Here is a 16,658-nt window from a genome sequence, read left to right as displayed (position 1 = left end):
GGCGTACTATACCATAATTTTAAACTTTAGGCTATAAAAATAAATAGAATTAAAAAAAGTTTCACCAGAAAACTGTAGAAGTTCAAGATGAAACTCTTCTAATTTAAATTTTTTTACAAACCATATTTTAATTCATTCATGGTTTTCAGTAGTATCTGCATTCCTTTTTCAATGTTTTCTTCAGCTTCTTTGGAAAAGGCAATTCTTATTTTATAGGAATTATTATCCCCATACATATCTCCAGGATAGATAATTAATCCATTCTTTAAGGCATGTTTAAAGATTTTCAATCCCTTAATTCTATCTTTTGATTTAAGCCAGAAAAAATAACCACCACTTGGTTTTTTCCAGCTAAATATTTCAGAAAAATCTCTATTTAATATGGATTCAACCAGATCACGGCGGATTTTCAAATTTTTTCTGAGATGTTTAATGTTGTTATTGTATTCATTTGATTCCAACCATTTTGCCGCTAATTTTTGATTGATAATTGAGGTGCCTGAATCAATTTGATGTTTTATCTCGCTGAGTTTATCGATTATATAACTGTCGGCACAAATCCACCCTACTCCTAACCCTGGAGAGATTGTTTTAGAAAAACTATTGATATAGATTATATTTTCTCCCTGATAAGATTTTAAAGGTTGAGGAGGTTCCTCTTCATACCAAAGATCCCTGAAAACATCGTCCTCAATAATTGGATTTTGGCTGGCATATTTATTTATAAAAATTTCCCTCTCTACTGAATTCATTACTTTTCCAGTTGGATTATGAAAAGTAGGGATTGTATAGATAACACTTGGATTATTTATTTTTTTACTTAATTTATCGATTTTTAGTCCTGCAGCATTGAATACTTCTAGAGATTTAACATAGGATGGTAATTTTGTTTTTATTATACTTCCCCTTGAAAGAAGACCGAAGACCACAATGAATAAACCTTGAGTTGCTCCAGAGACAATTAATATTTTATTTTTATCCATATCAACCGATAGATTTTTCATGATTTTTTCTATCTGAAATATAAGTTCAGGTTCTCCCTCTTTATTACCATAAGGTAATTCATCCATTTCATTCATGACTTCAGATAGTAAATTTTTCATCTTTTTTTTAGGATAGAGTGTTTTATCCAGGGCACCTTGTCCTAAATTGATCATATTTTTAGAACCTAAATTTTCTATCTCCCTATAGATTTCGTTATTTCTTTTTAAAATTCCTGTTTTTAACATATTATCAATCATATATTTATTGTTATATAATAAATTTTTGAGGTTATTGGCAGAGATAAAAGTTCCTGCTTTTCCATTTGTTGCTATATATCCTTTAAATTTTAATTCTTCTATCACTGTTGAAATAGTACTTCGATTAACATTGAATATTGTAGCTAACTCTCTCTGGGAAGGAAGCCTTTCTCCATTAACCCATTGTCCAGTTGTTATCATCTTTTTAAAATAATTTAAAATTTGAATATGAAGCGGTATTTTAATTAATTTATTTGGTTTCCAATTTATAATCATAAAAATTCCTCCTAGATATTTTCAGCTAAATATAATTTTAAATGTCTGTTTAAGCCATCAATAATGATTTAATTAAAATAATAGATCTAAATATATTTTTTTCCCCACTGATTTAAAGTATCTAGAATAATTTTTAAGTCATCACCTTTAGGTGTCAGTTTATATTCTACTTTAGGAGGAATTTCAGGGTATATCTTCCTTGTAATTATTCCTTCTTTTTCTAAACTTCTTAACCTTTCAGTTAATGTTTTTGGACTTATGCCGTTTAAAAGATGTAACAACTCGTTAAATCTCAGCTTATCTCCCATAAGGTTTTTAATTATTAGAAATGTCCATTTATTTCCTAAAATTTTAAGTGTTTCCTCTATTCTACATCCTTTTGAATATATTTTATCCATGTTTATCTCCTCCAGTTTCTTTCTTTATATTAATTATATTACAGAGAGAATAAAGAATCAATACTTTCCTAAATGAAACTATATAACTAAACGGAAACCACTATACACAAAAAAGTTTAGATGATATTCTTAGGTTATAAAAATAAAAATATGATAGGTCTTCTAATATTAGGAAAGAATTCTTTAGAAGAAGAAATAATTATAAAATATAATTTGATTTGTCTTGGTAGTTTTGGTTATACTAGAGACTTAAAAATAGATTTATAAAAAGAAATCAAAAAATAATTATATATTATATTTAATAGTTGTTATTTATGGAGGGATAAATATGGGAAATAGTGCTTTAATCCTCGAGGGTGGAGGTATGAGAGGAATTTTTAGATCAGGTGTTTTAGATGCTTTTTTAGAAAAAGATATTCATCTACCCTATGTTATAGGTGTTTCTATGGGAGCTTATACAGGGGCCTCATATATAACTAATCAAAGGTGTTGGAACAAAGAAGTGCTGATAGAATGCATGCTTAGCGATGATTTTTTTGATATGAAAAGGATCTTTACCAATGAGAGTATCCTGCATTCAGATTTTGTTTTTATTATGATGAATAAATTTAAAAACCCTTTTGATTACTGTGCTTTCAATAAGAGTACTAAAAGATTTTTATCTGTAGCAACAAATGTTGAGACTGGCCGGCCTCACTATTTTGAAAAAAATAAAATAAATTGTTTCGAAAAAACTTTAAAAGCATCCTGTGCCTATCCTGGATTAACAGATTTTGTAAAAATCAGGGACAACTACTATATTGATGGAGGAGTGTCCGATCCAATTCCGTATAAGAAAGCTCTACTGGATGGGAATAAAAAATTATTGATTGTTTTAACTCGTCCAAAAGGATATGTTGAAAGATCACCATGGTATCTCAATGCTTCATCTGTAGTTTATAAAGAGTATCCTAATTTGATTGAAATTTTAAAGAAGAGGCATGAAAAATATAATAAAACTCTGGAAGAGTTGGAAAAATTAGAAGAAAAAGGAATTGCATATCTAATAAGACCCGATAGTAATATTTCCATATTAACCAGAGATTTTGAAAAATTAAATAAGAGTTATAATGAAGGTTATGAAAAAGTTGTAAAAAAAGCAGAGGAGATCCAATTATTTTTAAATGACTAAAAGGTATTAGAAAAGTATTTAATTGAAATATAAATTTGTTAAGGAAACAAGAGAGATAATCTTAATTGATTATCTCTCTTATTTTCTTAATTCTAGTTAGTTTTTTAAAAAGCCTATCATTATCTTACTTTTTATAGGATAATTTGAAGTTTTTATTTTATTTTGTTATTATGAAGATAAAGTTATAATATTTTGTTTAAGAATAAAAGAATATAACTAAAAGAATAATTCTGAAAAAGGCAAAACAGGAGAAATTTTGTGACGCAAAACTAAAGGGTCTAAGTCTATTAAGATATGACAGCCAGTTGCCACAACTTTTTTAGAGAGATGCTATTTGTATGATTACAATGTAGCCTCTTTTTTATTTACTTAATTTTAATGAAAAATAAAACACTTTCAACTTTACAAAATTTAAGCTGCTGAAAGCGTTAGCAATGAAGAAAAAATAAATATATGAAAAAGATGGAGGAGTTATGTATAAGTTATTATTTTCAATTTTTATTTTATTGAATGTTTCTATCTATGGGATAGAGGGTTTAAACCTTCAATTTAACAAAGATGAAAAAGAATGGATTTCAGCACATAAAAATAAAACTATAACGATTTATTTGGATAAAGACAGGGGGATATTAAATTATGATTCAGAGGGGAAAAGAAAGGGTTTTTTTCCTAATATAATTAAATTATTGGAAGAAAATACAGGATTGAGTTTTCAAATAATCAATGAAGATACTGAAGTATTTGAGTGTTCTGTAGATTTAGGAATTCCTGATATAGTAATGGGGGTAGAAGATTATAAAAGAAATAATAAAGAGTACAAATATATAGATATGCCTATTGAGCTAGATGGAGTTGCAATTACCAGGAAAGATTATCCTTCCATCGATTTTAAAGAAGATAATTTTGGGAAAAAAATTGTCTATGAAGAGGGAGATCAGATAAAAAATAAAATTATAAAAAAATACGGGAATCTAATTACACTGATATCTAAACCAAATCAAAAAGAAGCTGTAGAAGCGATCCTGTCTAAGGAAGCAGATATCTATATCGAAGATTATCAGGAGGCTTTAAAATATTTAGTCAAAAATCCAAATAATAATGTAAAATTAAATTATTTTTCAAAAATTATTAAAACAGGTTATTATACTGGAGGAAAGGCAGAGTTTCAGCCGCTGCTAGATATAGTAGAGAGAATTTTTAATAATAAAGACTTAACGATGAAGTTTTTTCACGAGGAAACGTTGAGTTATACAAAAAATAAGCTGGAAATATCTGCTGAAATAGAAAAATATATTAAGAAGAGAAAAAAAATAAAAGTATTACTCCCTTCCTTTGAAGAGTTTCCACAGCTTTATTATATTAATGGAAACAAAGTTCCTGAAGGATTTTTAAATAACTATTTCTATGAAATTGATAAAATATTAGGGTTAAAAATAGAATTTGAAAGAGAAGATACAGATTCTGATTTTGACATAGACCCATTTATATTGAGTGTCAATGGGGAAGAATTGATACCTGAAAATGAAGAGATACTTATAACCGAACCCTACACCCAGATGCCGTTATTGATCTTTAGCAGTAGTGATGAAGGCTACGTTCCATATTTTGATAACCTAAAAAAATATCGAATTGCTGTAGTAAAAGATTCTTTTATCGAAAAATATCTTTTGTATAAAGGGTTAGGGGGGAACTTAATAAGATTTAAAAATATAGAACAGGTATTGGCAGCGGTAAGTTCTAAAAAAGCGGATATTTTAATAGGAGAATTACAGCAAATAGATTATTTTTCAAAACTATATAGTGCAAAGAATCTTCAAGTTGCAGGAACCATTCAGGATAAGTTAGAATTAAGTTTTGGAATACCTAAAAAAGATAAAGTCCTTTATTTTTTAATAAATTCATTAAACAATGAATTTTCTTATAGGATAAAAGAGGAAAAAAATAAATTTTTTATAAAGAAAATAGAAATAGCAAAAGATTATAAACTTTCCATAATTATCTCAGTAATTTCGATTTTTCTGCTAAGTTTTGTTTATAATCATTTAAGAAAGTTTAAAAACACTTCTTTGAAATTAAAAAAATTAACTATTGGTCTGGTTGAGACTTTGGAAAATGCCAATACATTTAATGATGAAGACACCGGGGCACACATAAAGCGGTTAAATCAATATTCAGAATTATTGGCTGAAGAACTTAAAATGTCAAACTCTTTTGTAAATGAAGTCGGGTTATATGCTTCACTTCATGATGTGGGGAAGATAGGGATATCTGATAGCATATTAAAAAAGCCCGGAAAGCTGACTGAGGAAGAATTTGAGACAATGAAAAATCATGTGGAAATAGGGTATAATCTCATGAAGGATCTGGGAATTAGTCCAGTAGCCTTAAATATAGTCAGATATCACCATGAAAAATGGAATGGTTTGGGATATGGGAAAGGACTAAAGGGGGAAGAAATCCCAATCGAAGCCAGAATAGTGGCTTTAGCAGATGTATACGACGCCTTACGACAGGAACGGGTTTATAAAAAAGCCTTCACTCATGAAAAATCAGTAGAGATAATAAGATCTGAAAGCGGTAAACATTTTGACCCTAGAATAGTTAAAATTTTTATAAAAAAACATAGATATTTTGAAAGAATTTTTGAGGGAAATTAAAATAATTCTATCTTTAATGGAATAAAAAAATTATGAAAATATAAACTAAAAAAAATCTCACTATTAATAGAATAGTGAGATTTTTTGGTGGGATCTAGAACTCTTCATTTTTCTTCTTATATATAGACAGCTCATTATTTTTTAAAAGTTGTCTTTTTTTATAAAGGTTGATAAAATAACTAAAGAAAATAAAAGAGGCAGATAAGGGAGAGAGAGATGGAGGAAAGAAAATTTCATAAGTTAATAAAACATATAAAACAGGAAATAAAATCAGGCAATTTAAAAAATGGATCCCAGATATACCCCGAACGTACCCTGGCTGAAAATTTAAATATTGGGAGGTCATCTGTGAGGGAAGGGATCAAAATATTGGAAATAATTGGTTTAATTGAAAGTAAAAGAGGCGGGGGAAACTATATCACCAATGACTTTAAAAATATGCTGTGTAACCCATTATCTCTGGCTTTTGAATTGCAAAAGGGGAAAATAAAAGACGTTATCGAACTCAGAAAGATGCTGGAACTTTCTAATGTGGAATTCATGGTTAAGAGGGTAACTTCAGAGGAGATAGAGCAGGTTGAAAAAATTTATGAGAAGATGTTAAGTTGTAATGATATTGAAAAATTGGCCGATTTAGACAGAGATTTTCACCTTTTAATGATGTCTTTTTCTAAAAATATTTTAATGACTACAATTATTTCTGCTATATCTGAACTGTTGGAAGAATCAATAATAGCTTCTAGAGATATGGTTTTAGAAAAATTTGGGAAGGAAAAAATAGACTTGGATCATAAGATGATTTTAGAAGCCCTGAAAGATAGAGATGAAGAAGGATTAAAAAATAGTTTAAGCATTCATTTTGATAATATAGAGAAAAGTCTGCCAAATTTAAATTAAATATTAAAAAGAAAAACATCTTTGTAGAGGTGTTTTTTTTTATAAAATAATGTGAAAAAAATAATTTACGTATAAATTATAATCAATGTCCAAATTTAAATTAATTTTTCTGTTTTCATACAAATTATTTTATTTATATTAAAATAGGTCTAAAAAACATGTAAGGAAAACAAAAAAATAGGATTTTCATAATATAAGTGTTTGTATTTGGTAAAGGTATTTAAATAAAAAAATAACTTTATTGACATAATAGTGGATCGTAAAGTAACCTTTTAAAGGAAGCAAATTGTGATTATTTGTTTTTAATTTTTATAAAAAAAATTGGTCATACCAATTCAAAATACAAGGAGGATATATATGAAAATTGCCGTTTGTATAAAACAAGTGCCTGGAGGTACTAATGTTCAAGTTGATCCGGTTACAGGAGTACTGTTAAGAGATGGTGTTGATTCAAAGATAAATCCATACGATCTTTATGCTTTAGAATCTGCATTTCAAATAAAAAATCAAGTCAGTAGTGAAATAGGAGTCCTATCTATGGGGCCCCCACAGGCAAAAGCTGTGATTAAAGAATCATTTTCTATGGGAGTAGATACAGGTGTATTACTTTCTGACAGGAAGTTTGCCGGAGCCGATGTGTTAGCAACATCTTATGCTCTAGCCCAAGGGCTAAAAGCAATGGGTGAGATAGATCTAATAATCTGCGGAAAACAAACTACCGATGGGGACACCGCTCAAGTAGGACCAGAGATGGCAGAATATTTATCCATCCCTCATATTTCAAATATAAGTAAAATATTAGAAGTAACCTCAGAAAGTCTAACTGTAGAAGCAGATATGGGTGAAACTATAGAGATACAGACTATTGGTTATCCATGTTTAATAACTGTAGAAAAGGGAATATATTCCCCTAGACTACCATCCTATAAAAATAAACTAGATACAGCTACCAGGGAAATAAAAGTTTTAACTTTTGATGATTTAGATGATAAAGATGAAAAAAAATATGGGTTAAATGGGTCGCCGACCCAGGTAGAAAGAATATTTAATCCTCCTAAAAATGCAGATAAAGAGATGTTTTCAGGGGACGGAGCTGCGGTTGAATTATTTGATAAATTGAGAGGAAGAAAAATTATCTAGGAGGTTAAAATGGCTAAATTAGTTATAAATCACGATAAAATAAATCATAAAAAAATGATGGAATTGATAGACCTATGTCCCTTTAATGCAATCGAAGAACAGGATGGTCAGACACATATAAATTCTGGATGTAAGATGTGTAAACTTTGTGTTAAAAATGGTAATGGAACTATTGAATTTGTAGAAGATGAAACTGTAACAAGTGTGAATAAGAAGTTATGGAATGGAATAACTGTTTATATAGATCATTTTAATGGCGTAATAAATCCAGTATCTTTAGAATTGATAGGTAAAGCCAGGGAATTAGCTGAAATAATCAGTCATCCAGTTCAGGCGATCTTAATTGGTTCAAATGTAAAAAAAATAGCAGAAGAATTAGAGCATTATGGAGTAGATCAAATTCATATCTACGATTATAAAGAATTGGAGCATTTTAAAGTTCAAAATTATACAGAGGTGTTTGCTGATTATATTGAAAAGAAAAAGCCATCTTCCATATTGGTAGGAGCTACAACATTAGGAAGATCTTTAGCTCCTAGAGTAGCTGCAAGATTTAGAACGGGGCTTACTGCAGATTGTACTATCTTAAAGATGAAAGATAATACAGACTTGGTACAGATAAGGCCGGCATTTGGTGGGAATATAATGGCACAAATAGTTACAGAAAGACATAGACCTCAATTATGTACAGTGAGAGCTAAGATATTTGATGCTCCTGAAAGAACGGTAGAAAAAAGTGGGGAAATAATAGATCATAAGATCGATATAAAGAAATTAAATTCAAAAATTCAAGTTTTAGACGTAGTAAAAAAAGATAAAGAAGTATCTATAGCTGATGCTGAGGTAATTATTGCCATAGGAAGAGGGATAAAAAAAGAGGAAGATATTGAGATGATTCAAGAGTTTGCAGATCTTGTAGATGGGAAAATAGCTTGTACTAGACCTCTTATCGAATGCGGATGGATGAGTAATAAATTACAGGTTGGGCTTAGTGGAAGGACTGTAAAACCAAGATTATTATTTGCATTTGGAATCCATGGAGCAGTTCAGTTTACTGCTGGGATGAATGGAGCCGAAACAATAGTTGCTGTAAACACAGATGAACAGGCCTCAATATTTGATGTGGCACATTATGGGATTGTAGGAGATTTATATAAGGTCATTCCAAAATTGACAGAAGAAATAAAAAAAGACAGAAAAATTACTTTTTAAATGGAGGACTAAGATGCAGAATAAATATAAAGAGATAGACATGAATGATTTCGAAAATATAAAAATAATAATTGGAGATACAGAAAGGGTACTCTTTAAAGATGAGATCAACCCAGATTATTCCCACGATGAATTAGGTGGAATAGAAAAAATGCCGGATATATTGGTAAAAGCTTATACCACTAAAGAAATCTCAGATATTATGAAATATGCCTATAAAAATCATATTCCTGTAACTGCCAGAGGATCAGGAACAGGACTTGTAGGAGCATGTGTTCCCCTCTTTGGAGGAATAGTTATCGAGACTACAGGAATGAATAAGATCTTGGAATTGGATGAGGAAAACTTAACTCTGACATTAGAGCCTGGAGTATTACTTATGGAGATCAGTAAATATGTAGAAGAACATGATTTTTTCTATCCTCCAGATCCAGGGGAAAAAAGTGCAACAATTGGAGGGAATATAAGTACCAATGCAGGAGGAATGAGAGCTGTAAAATATGGTGTAACTAGAGATTATGTAAGGGGGTTAGAAGTAGTTCTTCCCACTGGAGAAATTATTGAATTGGGAGGGAAAGTTGTAAAAAACTCTTCCGGTTATAGTATTAAAGATCTAATCATAGGTTCCGAAGGGACTTTGGGAATTATCACAAAGGTGATTTTAAAATTAATCCCTCTTCCTAAACATACCATAAGTTTGTTGGTTCCATTTGAGGAGCTGAATACTGCTATCGATGCAGTCCCGAGTATTATTAAATCTAAAGCCATACCTACAGCCATTGAATTTTTACAGAGGGAAGTAATTTTTGCTGCAGAGGAATATCTAGGGAAAGTATTTCCAGATAAATCCAGTGATTCCTATCTTTTGTTAACTTTTGATGGAAACTCAAAGGAACAGGTAGAAAAAGACTATGAAAAAGTAGCTGACCTGTGTTTAGAAATAGGGGCTTTGGATGCTTACTTAGTAGATACAGAGGAAAGGAAGGAAGCTGTTTGGTCTGCTAGAGGAGCATTTTTAGAAGCTATACATGGATCGACCGATGAAATGGATGAGTGTGATGTTGTTGTTCCTAGAAATAATGTAGCAGAATTTATTAAATATACAAAAGTTTTAGCTAAAGAGTTTGATATAAGAATACCTAGTTTTGGTCATGCTGGAGATGGAAATCTGCATGTTTATATCTGTAAAGATAATATGGATATGGAATTATGGACTAAAAAAAGAGAGGATGTCTTTAAAAGAATGTATGATAAATCTTTGGAATTAGGAGGATTAGTATCTGGAGAACATGGGATTGGATTTGCCAAGAAGAAATATATGTTCGATCAGTATAATGGAGGCCACCTGAATTTAATGGTAGGTATAAAAAAATCTTTTGATCCCAAAAATATTTTAAATCCTGGAAAGGTTTGTCAATAGAATCAGTAGTAACCCTTTTAATCAAAGGTTTTACTATCTAACATAAATACTCCCATCACCATCTATAGATGGGAGTATTTTTTTATAGAATTTTTTATAAAAAGGAGGCAAATATGTTATTATTTACAGCCCTTATTGCAGTGGTCTTTCCCTTATTATTTTTAGTTATCTTAAAGATGTCAGCTAAAAAGGGAATGGCATTAAGTTATGTAATCTTACTTTTAGGTGCTTATTTTATTTGGGGTATGGAGTCTAAAGTTCTGGTTGCTTCATCACTTCAGGGTATCCATAAAGCACTGACGATACTTCTCATATTATTTGGCGCTATGGTTCTTTTAAATATGTTGAAAAATACAGGTGCCATCACAAGGTTAAACAAGGGGTTTCGAGCTCTTTCTGAAGATATGAGAATCTTAGCTATAATACTGGCATTTTTATTTGGTGCTCTCTTAGAAGGAGTTTCTGGGTTTGGTGCTCCTGTTGCTGTTGTTGGTGCTTTAATGGTGGCCTTAGGATTTCAACCACTAACTGCAGCTATATTAGTACTTATTGCAAATAGTACCCCTGTTCCATTTGGAGCTGTGGGAACTCCAATTTTTGTAGGCCTTAGCAATATTTCAGAGTTAGCACCGAAAGATCTCGATAGTATTGCAATATTAATTACTAAATTAGATATCTTTCTTGCAACCTTTATGCCATTATTACTTGTAGTCGTATTGGTATTATCCTTTGGTAAAAAGAACAAAATTAAATCTATTCTTGAAATGACCCCTTGGTCTATCTTTATCGGTCTAGTCTATACACTCTCTGCATACTTATACGCAAACTTTGTAGGTCCTGAATTTATCTCTATCCTTGCTTCTATTACTGGACTTTTTGTAGCTACAATCACTTGTAAGATGAAGTTTTTAATTCCTAAGCACGTGTGGACAGAAGCTTTAGATGAAGATATGAAAGTAGAGGAAATAAATCCTAATAAAGAGATGTCGCTATTTAAAGCTTGGATTCCATACATCCTTGTAGTTATTACTCTGCTAGCTACTAGAATATTTCCAGTTATCAAAAATTTTACAACTACAGCTATAGACCTTTCTTGGAAAAATATAATGGGATTTGAACAAATTTCAGATAAATGGCCCCTACTATATTCTCCAGGAACAGTATTAATACTAGTTGCATTTTTAACTATATTTATTCAGAACTCAAATTTTAATTCATTAAAAAAAGCTTGTTTCACTTCATTTGGACAAGTAAAAAATACTACATTGATCTTATTTTCTACATTAGCATTAGTACAGATATTTTCAAATTCCTGGATCAACGCTACTGGTTATATGTCTATGCCACAATATATAGCCACTGCAATGAGTTCTTCATTTTCAGAATCCTGGATCTTTATTGCTCCATTTGTAGGAATGCTCGGAACATTTATCTCTGGAAGTGGTACAGTATCAAATCTTACCTTTGGTGCTATTCAACATGATGTGGCAAATATCATAAATTTAAACCCTACACTAATACTTGCAGAGCAAACTCTTGGAGCAGGAGTAGGCCATATAATTTGTGTTAATGTAGTTGTAGCAGCTTGCACTGTTGTTGGACTTTCTGGTAAAGAAGGGATAGTAATCAGGAAGGTATTTATACCTAGTATTTTCTACTCATTAGGTATAGGTATTGTAGCTTTTGCTTTTAGTTAAATACATAATTAATTGAGTTTCATATTTGTTTTATACTAAAAAAAATATATGGAAAATCAAGGAGATGGGGATTATTGAAAAAATCTACTAGTAAATACTCTGATGTAATATGAGAAAATGTAATAAGTTTGAAAAAAATAAACAAGTTGGTCTTAGGAAGAGATATTTGGAGGTAAAAGAAAAAATATATCTAAGTCCTATTGCGGTTACTTTAGAAGAAATTAAATTTTACCATAAATATAAGAATAAATTCGAACTAAAAATCAAAGAGAATTGAAATAACTAATAGAAAATAGAGGAGAATTTAAAAGCTCTCCTCTTTATATGGTTTTTGGATATCATTGTTCCATTTATAGGAATGCTTGGAACGTTTATATCTGTTGTTGAGGATCTGGGGACAGAGTTTATGATCCCAGGTCATTGGGGAACTTTTAAGCTTGGTGATGCACTACCGGGGTTGCCTAAATATCAATATGAAAAATTAAATAATAAGAAAGTAAAGGTTATGAATATAGGGGTGATATTTTCTTGGAAGAAAAATAAAGAGCGATAAAATGGTTATTAAGAAATTTAGGTGAAAATATTTAAGATTTTTTTGATATGAAATATGCTATAATTTTATTAAAAAAATATAGCAGGAGGATAAGATGGAATTGAAGATAAGAAATGGAAGGTTAGAAGATATTGAAGCTTGTTTTATCTTGGAAGGGAAAACATTTCCAGAGGAGGAAGCAGCCTGTAAAGAAAATATAGAAATAAGGTTAAGAAAATTTTCTGAAGGATTTATAGTGGGAGAATTAGATGGGGAGATAGTAGCTCATATAAATAGCGGCTCAACAAATCAGGAAGATATAACAGATGAAGAATTTAAGGGGCTAATCGGTCATGAACATGGTGGGAAAAATATAGTTGTTTTTTCAGTAGCTGTGGATCCTGTCCATCAAAAAAAAGGAATAGCCAAGATAATGATGAAAGAATTCGTCGAAATATCTAAGAAGATGGGAAAGGAGAAGGTTCTTCTACTCTGCAAGGAAAACCTTATGGGAATGTATGAGAGGATGGGGTATAAGAAGATAGGAGTTTCAGCCTCTACCCATGGAGGAGCTGTGTGGTATGAGATGGAGAAGGTTCTGTAGAAGATTTAGAATAAAAAAATAGATATCTAATTAGATATCTATTTTTATTTTATTTAAAGTAACTTCAGTAAAAATTACAGGTTTGTTTAAATTGTTTTAATATTCTTTTTGGGACTAACACATAACTTTATTTTTACCACTATTTTTAGCCTTATATAGCATCATATCTGCTTTTTTTATAAGCTCCTCTATATCTAGGTCCTTTTGATATTCGGCGACACCGCCGCTTACAGTTATTTTTACTATTTCTTTTGTATCGATAGGAGATATAAAATCTATCTTTTCTACTAATTTTTTTAATTTATTGGCTACTTTAAATCCTTCCTTGCGATTCATATTGTGGAGAAGGATTATAAATTCTTCCCCTCCATATCTGGATATATGATCATTTTCATCAATATTTTCTATAAATTTTTTACAGATTGACTTTAAAACTTTGTCTCCAAATATGTGACCATAGGTATCATTTATTTTTTTGAAATTATCTATATCAAATATTATTATGGAGAAACTGTAATCATCGAATAGGTACCACTTCTCCTTTGCTTTTGTCAAAAAAAGTTCCAGCCCTTTCCTGTTATACACACCTGTAAGACAGTCAATCAAAGCGCTATTTTTTAGGTTGATCTCTCTTTTTTCTATACTGATCTGAAGCGCTTCAATCTCTTTTCTTATTGTATTCAACTCTGAATCTTCGGATATAAATTCTAAAAGTTTTTTTTCATCATTTTTATAGTTCCCGAGAGAAATCTCTCTTATCAAGGTATTTATAATTTTTATGTGGCTGTCTAATTTTTTGATAAATTTATTTACAATGATCCAGGTAATTGAAAAACCTAATAATGTAAATAAGAGACTGGAAATAATTATTTTATGAGCAGTCTCAGTCAATTCATGTTCGTAGATTCCCCCAATCATAAGAAGCTCTAACTCTGGAATGTATTCTTTAATAAAAATTGTGGCTCCCTTAGGAGTATCTATCTTTATCCGGGAAATATCTGTGGATAGGGCTATATCCCTCAAAGAATAATTTTCCTTAGAAAACTTAACAGGAAAATTATTTTTCATATATTCTCTGATCAGCAAAAGATTTCCATTATTTTTTGCTGAGTCTATAACAATGGAATCAAATTTATCAACTATGAATATAGTTACTTTTTTCCCCAATGCAAACTCTTTTAATTTTTTTTCAAGACCGCAAAAATTCAGGTCTAATCCGATAACACCCTTAAAAATTCCATCCTTGTTGTAAACTTTTTTGGTTATAGTTGTTCCCCTTTTTCCATCCATAAACTCATAGGTTATGGTAGATAAGTTATTATTTTTAGATTTTAAACTATTTATATACCAGGGCCGTGATCTCGGGTCATAGTCTATTGGAAGATTTAGATTGGATGTGTGGATCTCTCCTTTATCCGATCCCCAAAAAATATTCTTGACTTCCACATTATCAGCTGCAATATTATTCAGCATAAGGTTTAAATTTTTGTCGTGGTCACTGGATTCATCATGGCTATTGACTATAATTTCAGCCAGATCCAATAAAGCTTTGGATTTATTGAAGATTAAATTAAATTCAGATTTTTGAGAATGAAACATGAGTTCTATTTTTTCCATCTCACTTTCATCTATTTTATTTTTAACTAAAAAATACCCATAAACTCCTAAAAATAATATAGGAATTAATGCACTGATTATCGATATTTTAATAACTTTTTTTTTAATATTCATATTTTGTCCTTTTAAACAATGAGTTTTATAAATACATCTACCACAACGGGAGAAAATTGCGTACCCCTGTTTTTTAGAAGTTCGTCTATAGCTTCCTCTTTGGTCAGTTGTTTTTTATATACTCTTTGCGATGTCATAGCATGCCACGAATCTGCCACAGATATAATCTGAGATAACAGGGGAATTTCATTTTCCTTGAGGCCTTTGGGATATCCCTTTCCATCCCAACGTTCATGGTGGTATAAAATATATTCAGAGATCTCCTTTAAAGAATCACTCTGTGAAACTATCTCATATCCTATTTGGGAATGCTCTTTGATAATTTTATATTCAGAATCACTTAATTTATCTTTTTTATTCAAAATTTCACTGGGGATGATTATCTTTCCTATATCATGCATGACTGCAGCCCAGTATAGATCATCCAATTGTTTTTCATCCAAATTTAGTGATTTTCCTATTTGAACACTGTATGAAGCTACTGATTCAGAATGCCCCTTGGTATAGTGATCATGAAATTCCAAAGCGGTAATAAATGACTGGACAATATCATTTTGAAGCATCACTTTATAGTCACTGGATTTTTTTATCTTATAAAATCCATTAGACAGGTGGTGTATCTCCGTAATTTTGTTTATAGTTTCATGGGAATAATGTTTGGAGGAATTGATGTTTATATCCAGATTAAATCCGCCTATAATTTTATCATTTTTAAATATCCCGATATAGAGAGACTCTTTCGCCTGGGTTAAGGATGAATTTTTATTTGTGATTTCTTTCAAAATTTCACTCTCGTTATTTATATTTGAGACTACACCATCCTTTGAAAATTTATAAAGGCTTATATCTGTAGGCATTGTTCTCAGATCTTCTATGGGAAATCCTATGGTATCAATAAATTTAACTTTACCGTCTTCAATAATATAGGCACTTCCCAGATCACTTTCCTTAGCTACCTTAAATGCCATTCGAAATACTTCTGAAATAAATAATTCATCCTTATATTCGATAGGGCTGAGCATCTTCAAGAAAATACTCATATAATCATCGATAATATTATTAACTTTATTCAATTCTAAGTTTTTTTCCATATATAAATTTTGATTATTTTGTGATTCCAGAATAGTTTTTTGAAGCTGCTCATTTAAATTCTCAATTTTTGAATAACTTTGTTTAATCATTTTAAATAAGAAAAAAGCTGTTAAAAGAATAAAAAATATCCCTTTAAAATTCCCTAAAAGATGCAATAACGACAAATCCTGAGTCAGGATAAAAAGTAGTTTGTCGGAAAAAAATATCCATAAAAAACTAAATAATGTATAGTATATAACAATTTTTAATGATTCTTTAGACTTCATATCCCCTCCTCCTTAAATGTATAATATAATATTATACCAATTATATTATACATTATCCTTTTAATAAAGATAATTTATCATTAAAAAAAATTAAAAAATTAAAAATGGTTTATAATTGAATGGTTATTTTCAATTTTTTAAATAACTATAATAGTTTGTTTCTCTGATTAGAATACTATGAAATTAATCTTTAGATCAGTAACTCAGCAAAAGATCTGAAGAATAGTTGGTTTAATCTACAGAATTAAGACTATTAATACAAAATATGCTATAATCTCTACTAATAAATATATATAATTGAAAAACTATAAGATTAAAGTAAAA

14 protein-coding genes and 1 riboswitch are annotated in these 16,658 nt (G+C 30.1%); of the genes, 10 read left to right on the top strand and 4 right to left on the bottom strand.

Going from position 1 to position 16,658, the window contains the following annotated elements; translation table 11 throughout:
* Positions 1-113: 113 nt before the first annotated feature.
* Both K337_RS0116945 and K337_RS0116940 read right to left on the bottom strand, forming a co-directional pair.
* Positions 114-1,517, bottom strand: coding sequence for an aminotransferase-like domain-containing protein (locus K337_RS0116945; protein ID WP_028857633.1), 1,404 nt, complete (start codon positions 1,515-1,517; stop codon positions 114-116).
* Between the two features lie 86 nt (positions 1,518-1,603).
* The gene (locus K337_RS0116940) at positions 1,604-1,915 is read right to left on the bottom strand and encodes a winged helix-turn-helix transcriptional regulator (protein ID WP_028857632.1); all 312 of its coding nucleotides are present in this window, start codon (positions 1,913-1,915) and stop codon (positions 1,604-1,606) included.
* A 120-nt stretch (positions 1,916-2,035) separates the two neighbouring features.
* Between K337_RS0116940 and K337_RS20080 the strand changes: the two genes are divergently transcribed.
* The 10 genes from K337_RS20080 to K337_RS0116885 all read left to right on the top strand — a co-directional run bounded on the left by K337_RS20080 (position 2,036) and on the right by K337_RS0116885 (position 13,245).
* Positions 2,036-2,182, top strand: coding sequence for a hypothetical protein (locus K337_RS20080; protein WP_156877418.1), 147 nt, complete (start codon positions 2,036-2,038; stop codon positions 2,180-2,182).
* A 61-nt stretch (positions 2,183-2,243) separates the two neighbouring features.
* Entirely contained in the window at positions 2,244-3,086 is an 843-nt protein-coding gene (locus K337_RS0116930) for a patatin-like phospholipase family protein (protein ID WP_028857631.1), read from the top strand.
* A gap of 228 nt (positions 3,087-3,314) precedes the next feature.
* Positions 3,315-3,399, top strand: a riboswitch (cyclic di-GMP riboswitch).
* 160 nt (positions 3,400-3,559) lie between these two features.
* Positions 3,560-5,743, top strand: coding sequence for an HD domain-containing phosphohydrolase (locus tag K337_RS0116925; RefSeq protein WP_028857630.1), 2,184 nt, complete (start codon positions 3,560-3,562; stop codon positions 5,741-5,743).
* A 216-nt stretch (positions 5,744-5,959) separates the two neighbouring features.
* Complete coding sequence (locus tag K337_RS0116920) at positions 5,960-6,640, top strand: FadR/GntR family transcriptional regulator (RefSeq protein WP_028857629.1); 681 nt, start codon at positions 5,960-5,962, stop codon at positions 6,638-6,640.
* A gap of 357 nt (positions 6,641-6,997) precedes the next feature.
* Complete coding sequence (locus K337_RS0116915) at positions 6,998-7,780, top strand: electron transfer flavoprotein subunit beta/FixA family protein (RefSeq protein WP_028857628.1); 783 nt, start codon at positions 6,998-7,000, stop codon at positions 7,778-7,780.
* A gap of 9 nt (positions 7,781-7,789) precedes the next feature.
* On the top strand, positions 7,790-8,992 hold the full coding sequence (locus K337_RS0116910; protein ID WP_028857627.1) for an electron transfer flavoprotein subunit alpha/FixB family protein: 1,203 nt from the start codon (positions 7,790-7,792) through the stop codon (positions 8,990-8,992).
* A 13-nt stretch (positions 8,993-9,005) separates the two neighbouring features.
* Positions 9,006-10,412: an FAD-binding oxidoreductase gene (locus tag K337_RS0116905; protein WP_028857626.1), complete on the top strand. Its 1,407-nt coding sequence runs from the start codon at positions 9,006-9,008 to the stop codon at positions 10,410-10,412.
* Positions 10,413-10,525: 113 nt separating this feature from the next.
* Positions 10,526-12,109, top strand: a complete 1,584-nt coding sequence (locus K337_RS0116900; protein WP_028857625.1) for an L-lactate permease — start codon at positions 10,526-10,528, stop codon at positions 12,107-12,109.
* Between the two features lie 331 nt (positions 12,110-12,440).
* Positions 12,441-12,662, top strand: a complete 222-nt coding sequence (locus tag K337_RS0116890) for a hypothetical protein (protein ID WP_028857624.1) — start codon at positions 12,441-12,443, stop codon at positions 12,660-12,662.
* A 94-nt stretch (positions 12,663-12,756) separates the two neighbouring features.
* A complete protein-coding gene (locus K337_RS0116885; RefSeq protein ID WP_028857623.1) occupies positions 12,757-13,245 on the top strand; it encodes a GNAT family N-acetyltransferase in 489 nt (162 codons plus the stop codon).
* 114 nt (positions 13,246-13,359) lie between these two features.
* On the opposite strand, the gene K337_RS0116880 is transcribed toward K337_RS0116885, so the two are convergent.
* The gene (locus tag K337_RS0116880) at positions 13,360-14,976 is read right to left on the bottom strand and encodes a diguanylate cyclase (protein WP_028857622.1); all 1,617 of its coding nucleotides are present in this window, start codon (positions 14,974-14,976) and stop codon (positions 13,360-13,362) included.
* 11 nt (positions 14,977-14,987) lie between these two features.
* Positions 14,988-16,334 carry an HD-GYP domain-containing protein gene (locus tag K337_RS19475; protein ID WP_051251897.1) on the bottom strand — a complete coding sequence of 449 codons (1,347 nt, stop codon included), beginning with the start codon at positions 16,332-16,334 and terminating at the stop codon, positions 14,988-14,990.
* Between the last annotated feature and the right edge of the window lie 324 nt (positions 16,335-16,658).

This window comes from Psychrilyobacter atlanticus DSM 19335, from assembly GCF_000426625.1.
GTDB classification, from domain to species: domain Bacteria; phylum Fusobacteriota; class Fusobacteriia; order Fusobacteriales; family Fusobacteriaceae; genus Psychrilyobacter; species Psychrilyobacter atlanticus.
The sequence above is the reverse complement of the archived record's forward strand: the minus strand, read 5'-3'. Positions and strand labels throughout refer to the sequence as shown.

Bases quoted from the DNA above. Each gene is read 5' to 3' on its own strand.
- K337_RS19475 (WP_051251897.1), bottom strand. From the start codon at position 16,334: ATGAAGTCTAAAGAATCATTAAAAATTGTTATATACTATACATTATTT.
- K337_RS0116880 (WP_028857622.1), bottom strand. From the start codon at position 14,976: ATGAATATTAAAAAAAAAGTTATTAAAATATCGATAATCAGTGCATTA.
- K337_RS0116915 (WP_028857628.1), top strand. From the start codon at position 6,998: ATGAAAATTGCCGTTTGTATAAAACAAGTGCCTGGAGGTACTAATGTT.
- K337_RS0116940 (WP_028857632.1), bottom strand. From the start codon at position 1,915: ATGGATAAAATATATTCAAAAGGATGTAGAATAGAGGAAACACTTAAA.
- K337_RS0116945 (WP_028857633.1), bottom strand. From the start codon at position 1,517: ATGATTATAAATTGGAAACCAAATAAATTAATTAAAATACCGCTTCAT.
- K337_RS0116920 (WP_028857629.1), top strand. From the start codon at position 5,960: ATGGAGGAAAGAAAATTTCATAAGTTAATAAAACATATAAAACAGGAA.
- K337_RS0116905 (WP_028857626.1), top strand. From the start codon at position 9,006: ATGCAGAATAAATATAAAGAGATAGACATGAATGATTTCGAAAATATA.
- K337_RS0116925 (WP_028857630.1), top strand. From the start codon at position 3,560: ATGTATAAGTTATTATTTTCAATTTTTATTTTATTGAATGTTTCTATC.
- K337_RS0116900 (WP_028857625.1), top strand. From the start codon at position 10,526: ATGTTATTATTTACAGCCCTTATTGCAGTGGTCTTTCCCTTATTATTT.
- K337_RS0116910 (WP_028857627.1), top strand. From the start codon at position 7,790: ATGGCTAAATTAGTTATAAATCACGATAAAATAAATCATAAAAAAATG.
- K337_RS20080 (WP_156877418.1), top strand. From the start codon at position 2,036: ATGATATTCTTAGGTTATAAAAATAAAAATATGATAGGTCTTCTAATA.
- K337_RS0116885 (WP_028857623.1), top strand. From the start codon at position 12,757: ATGGAATTGAAGATAAGAAATGGAAGGTTAGAAGATATTGAAGCTTGT.
- K337_RS0116930 (WP_028857631.1), top strand. From the start codon at position 2,244: ATGGGAAATAGTGCTTTAATCCTCGAGGGTGGAGGTATGAGAGGAATT.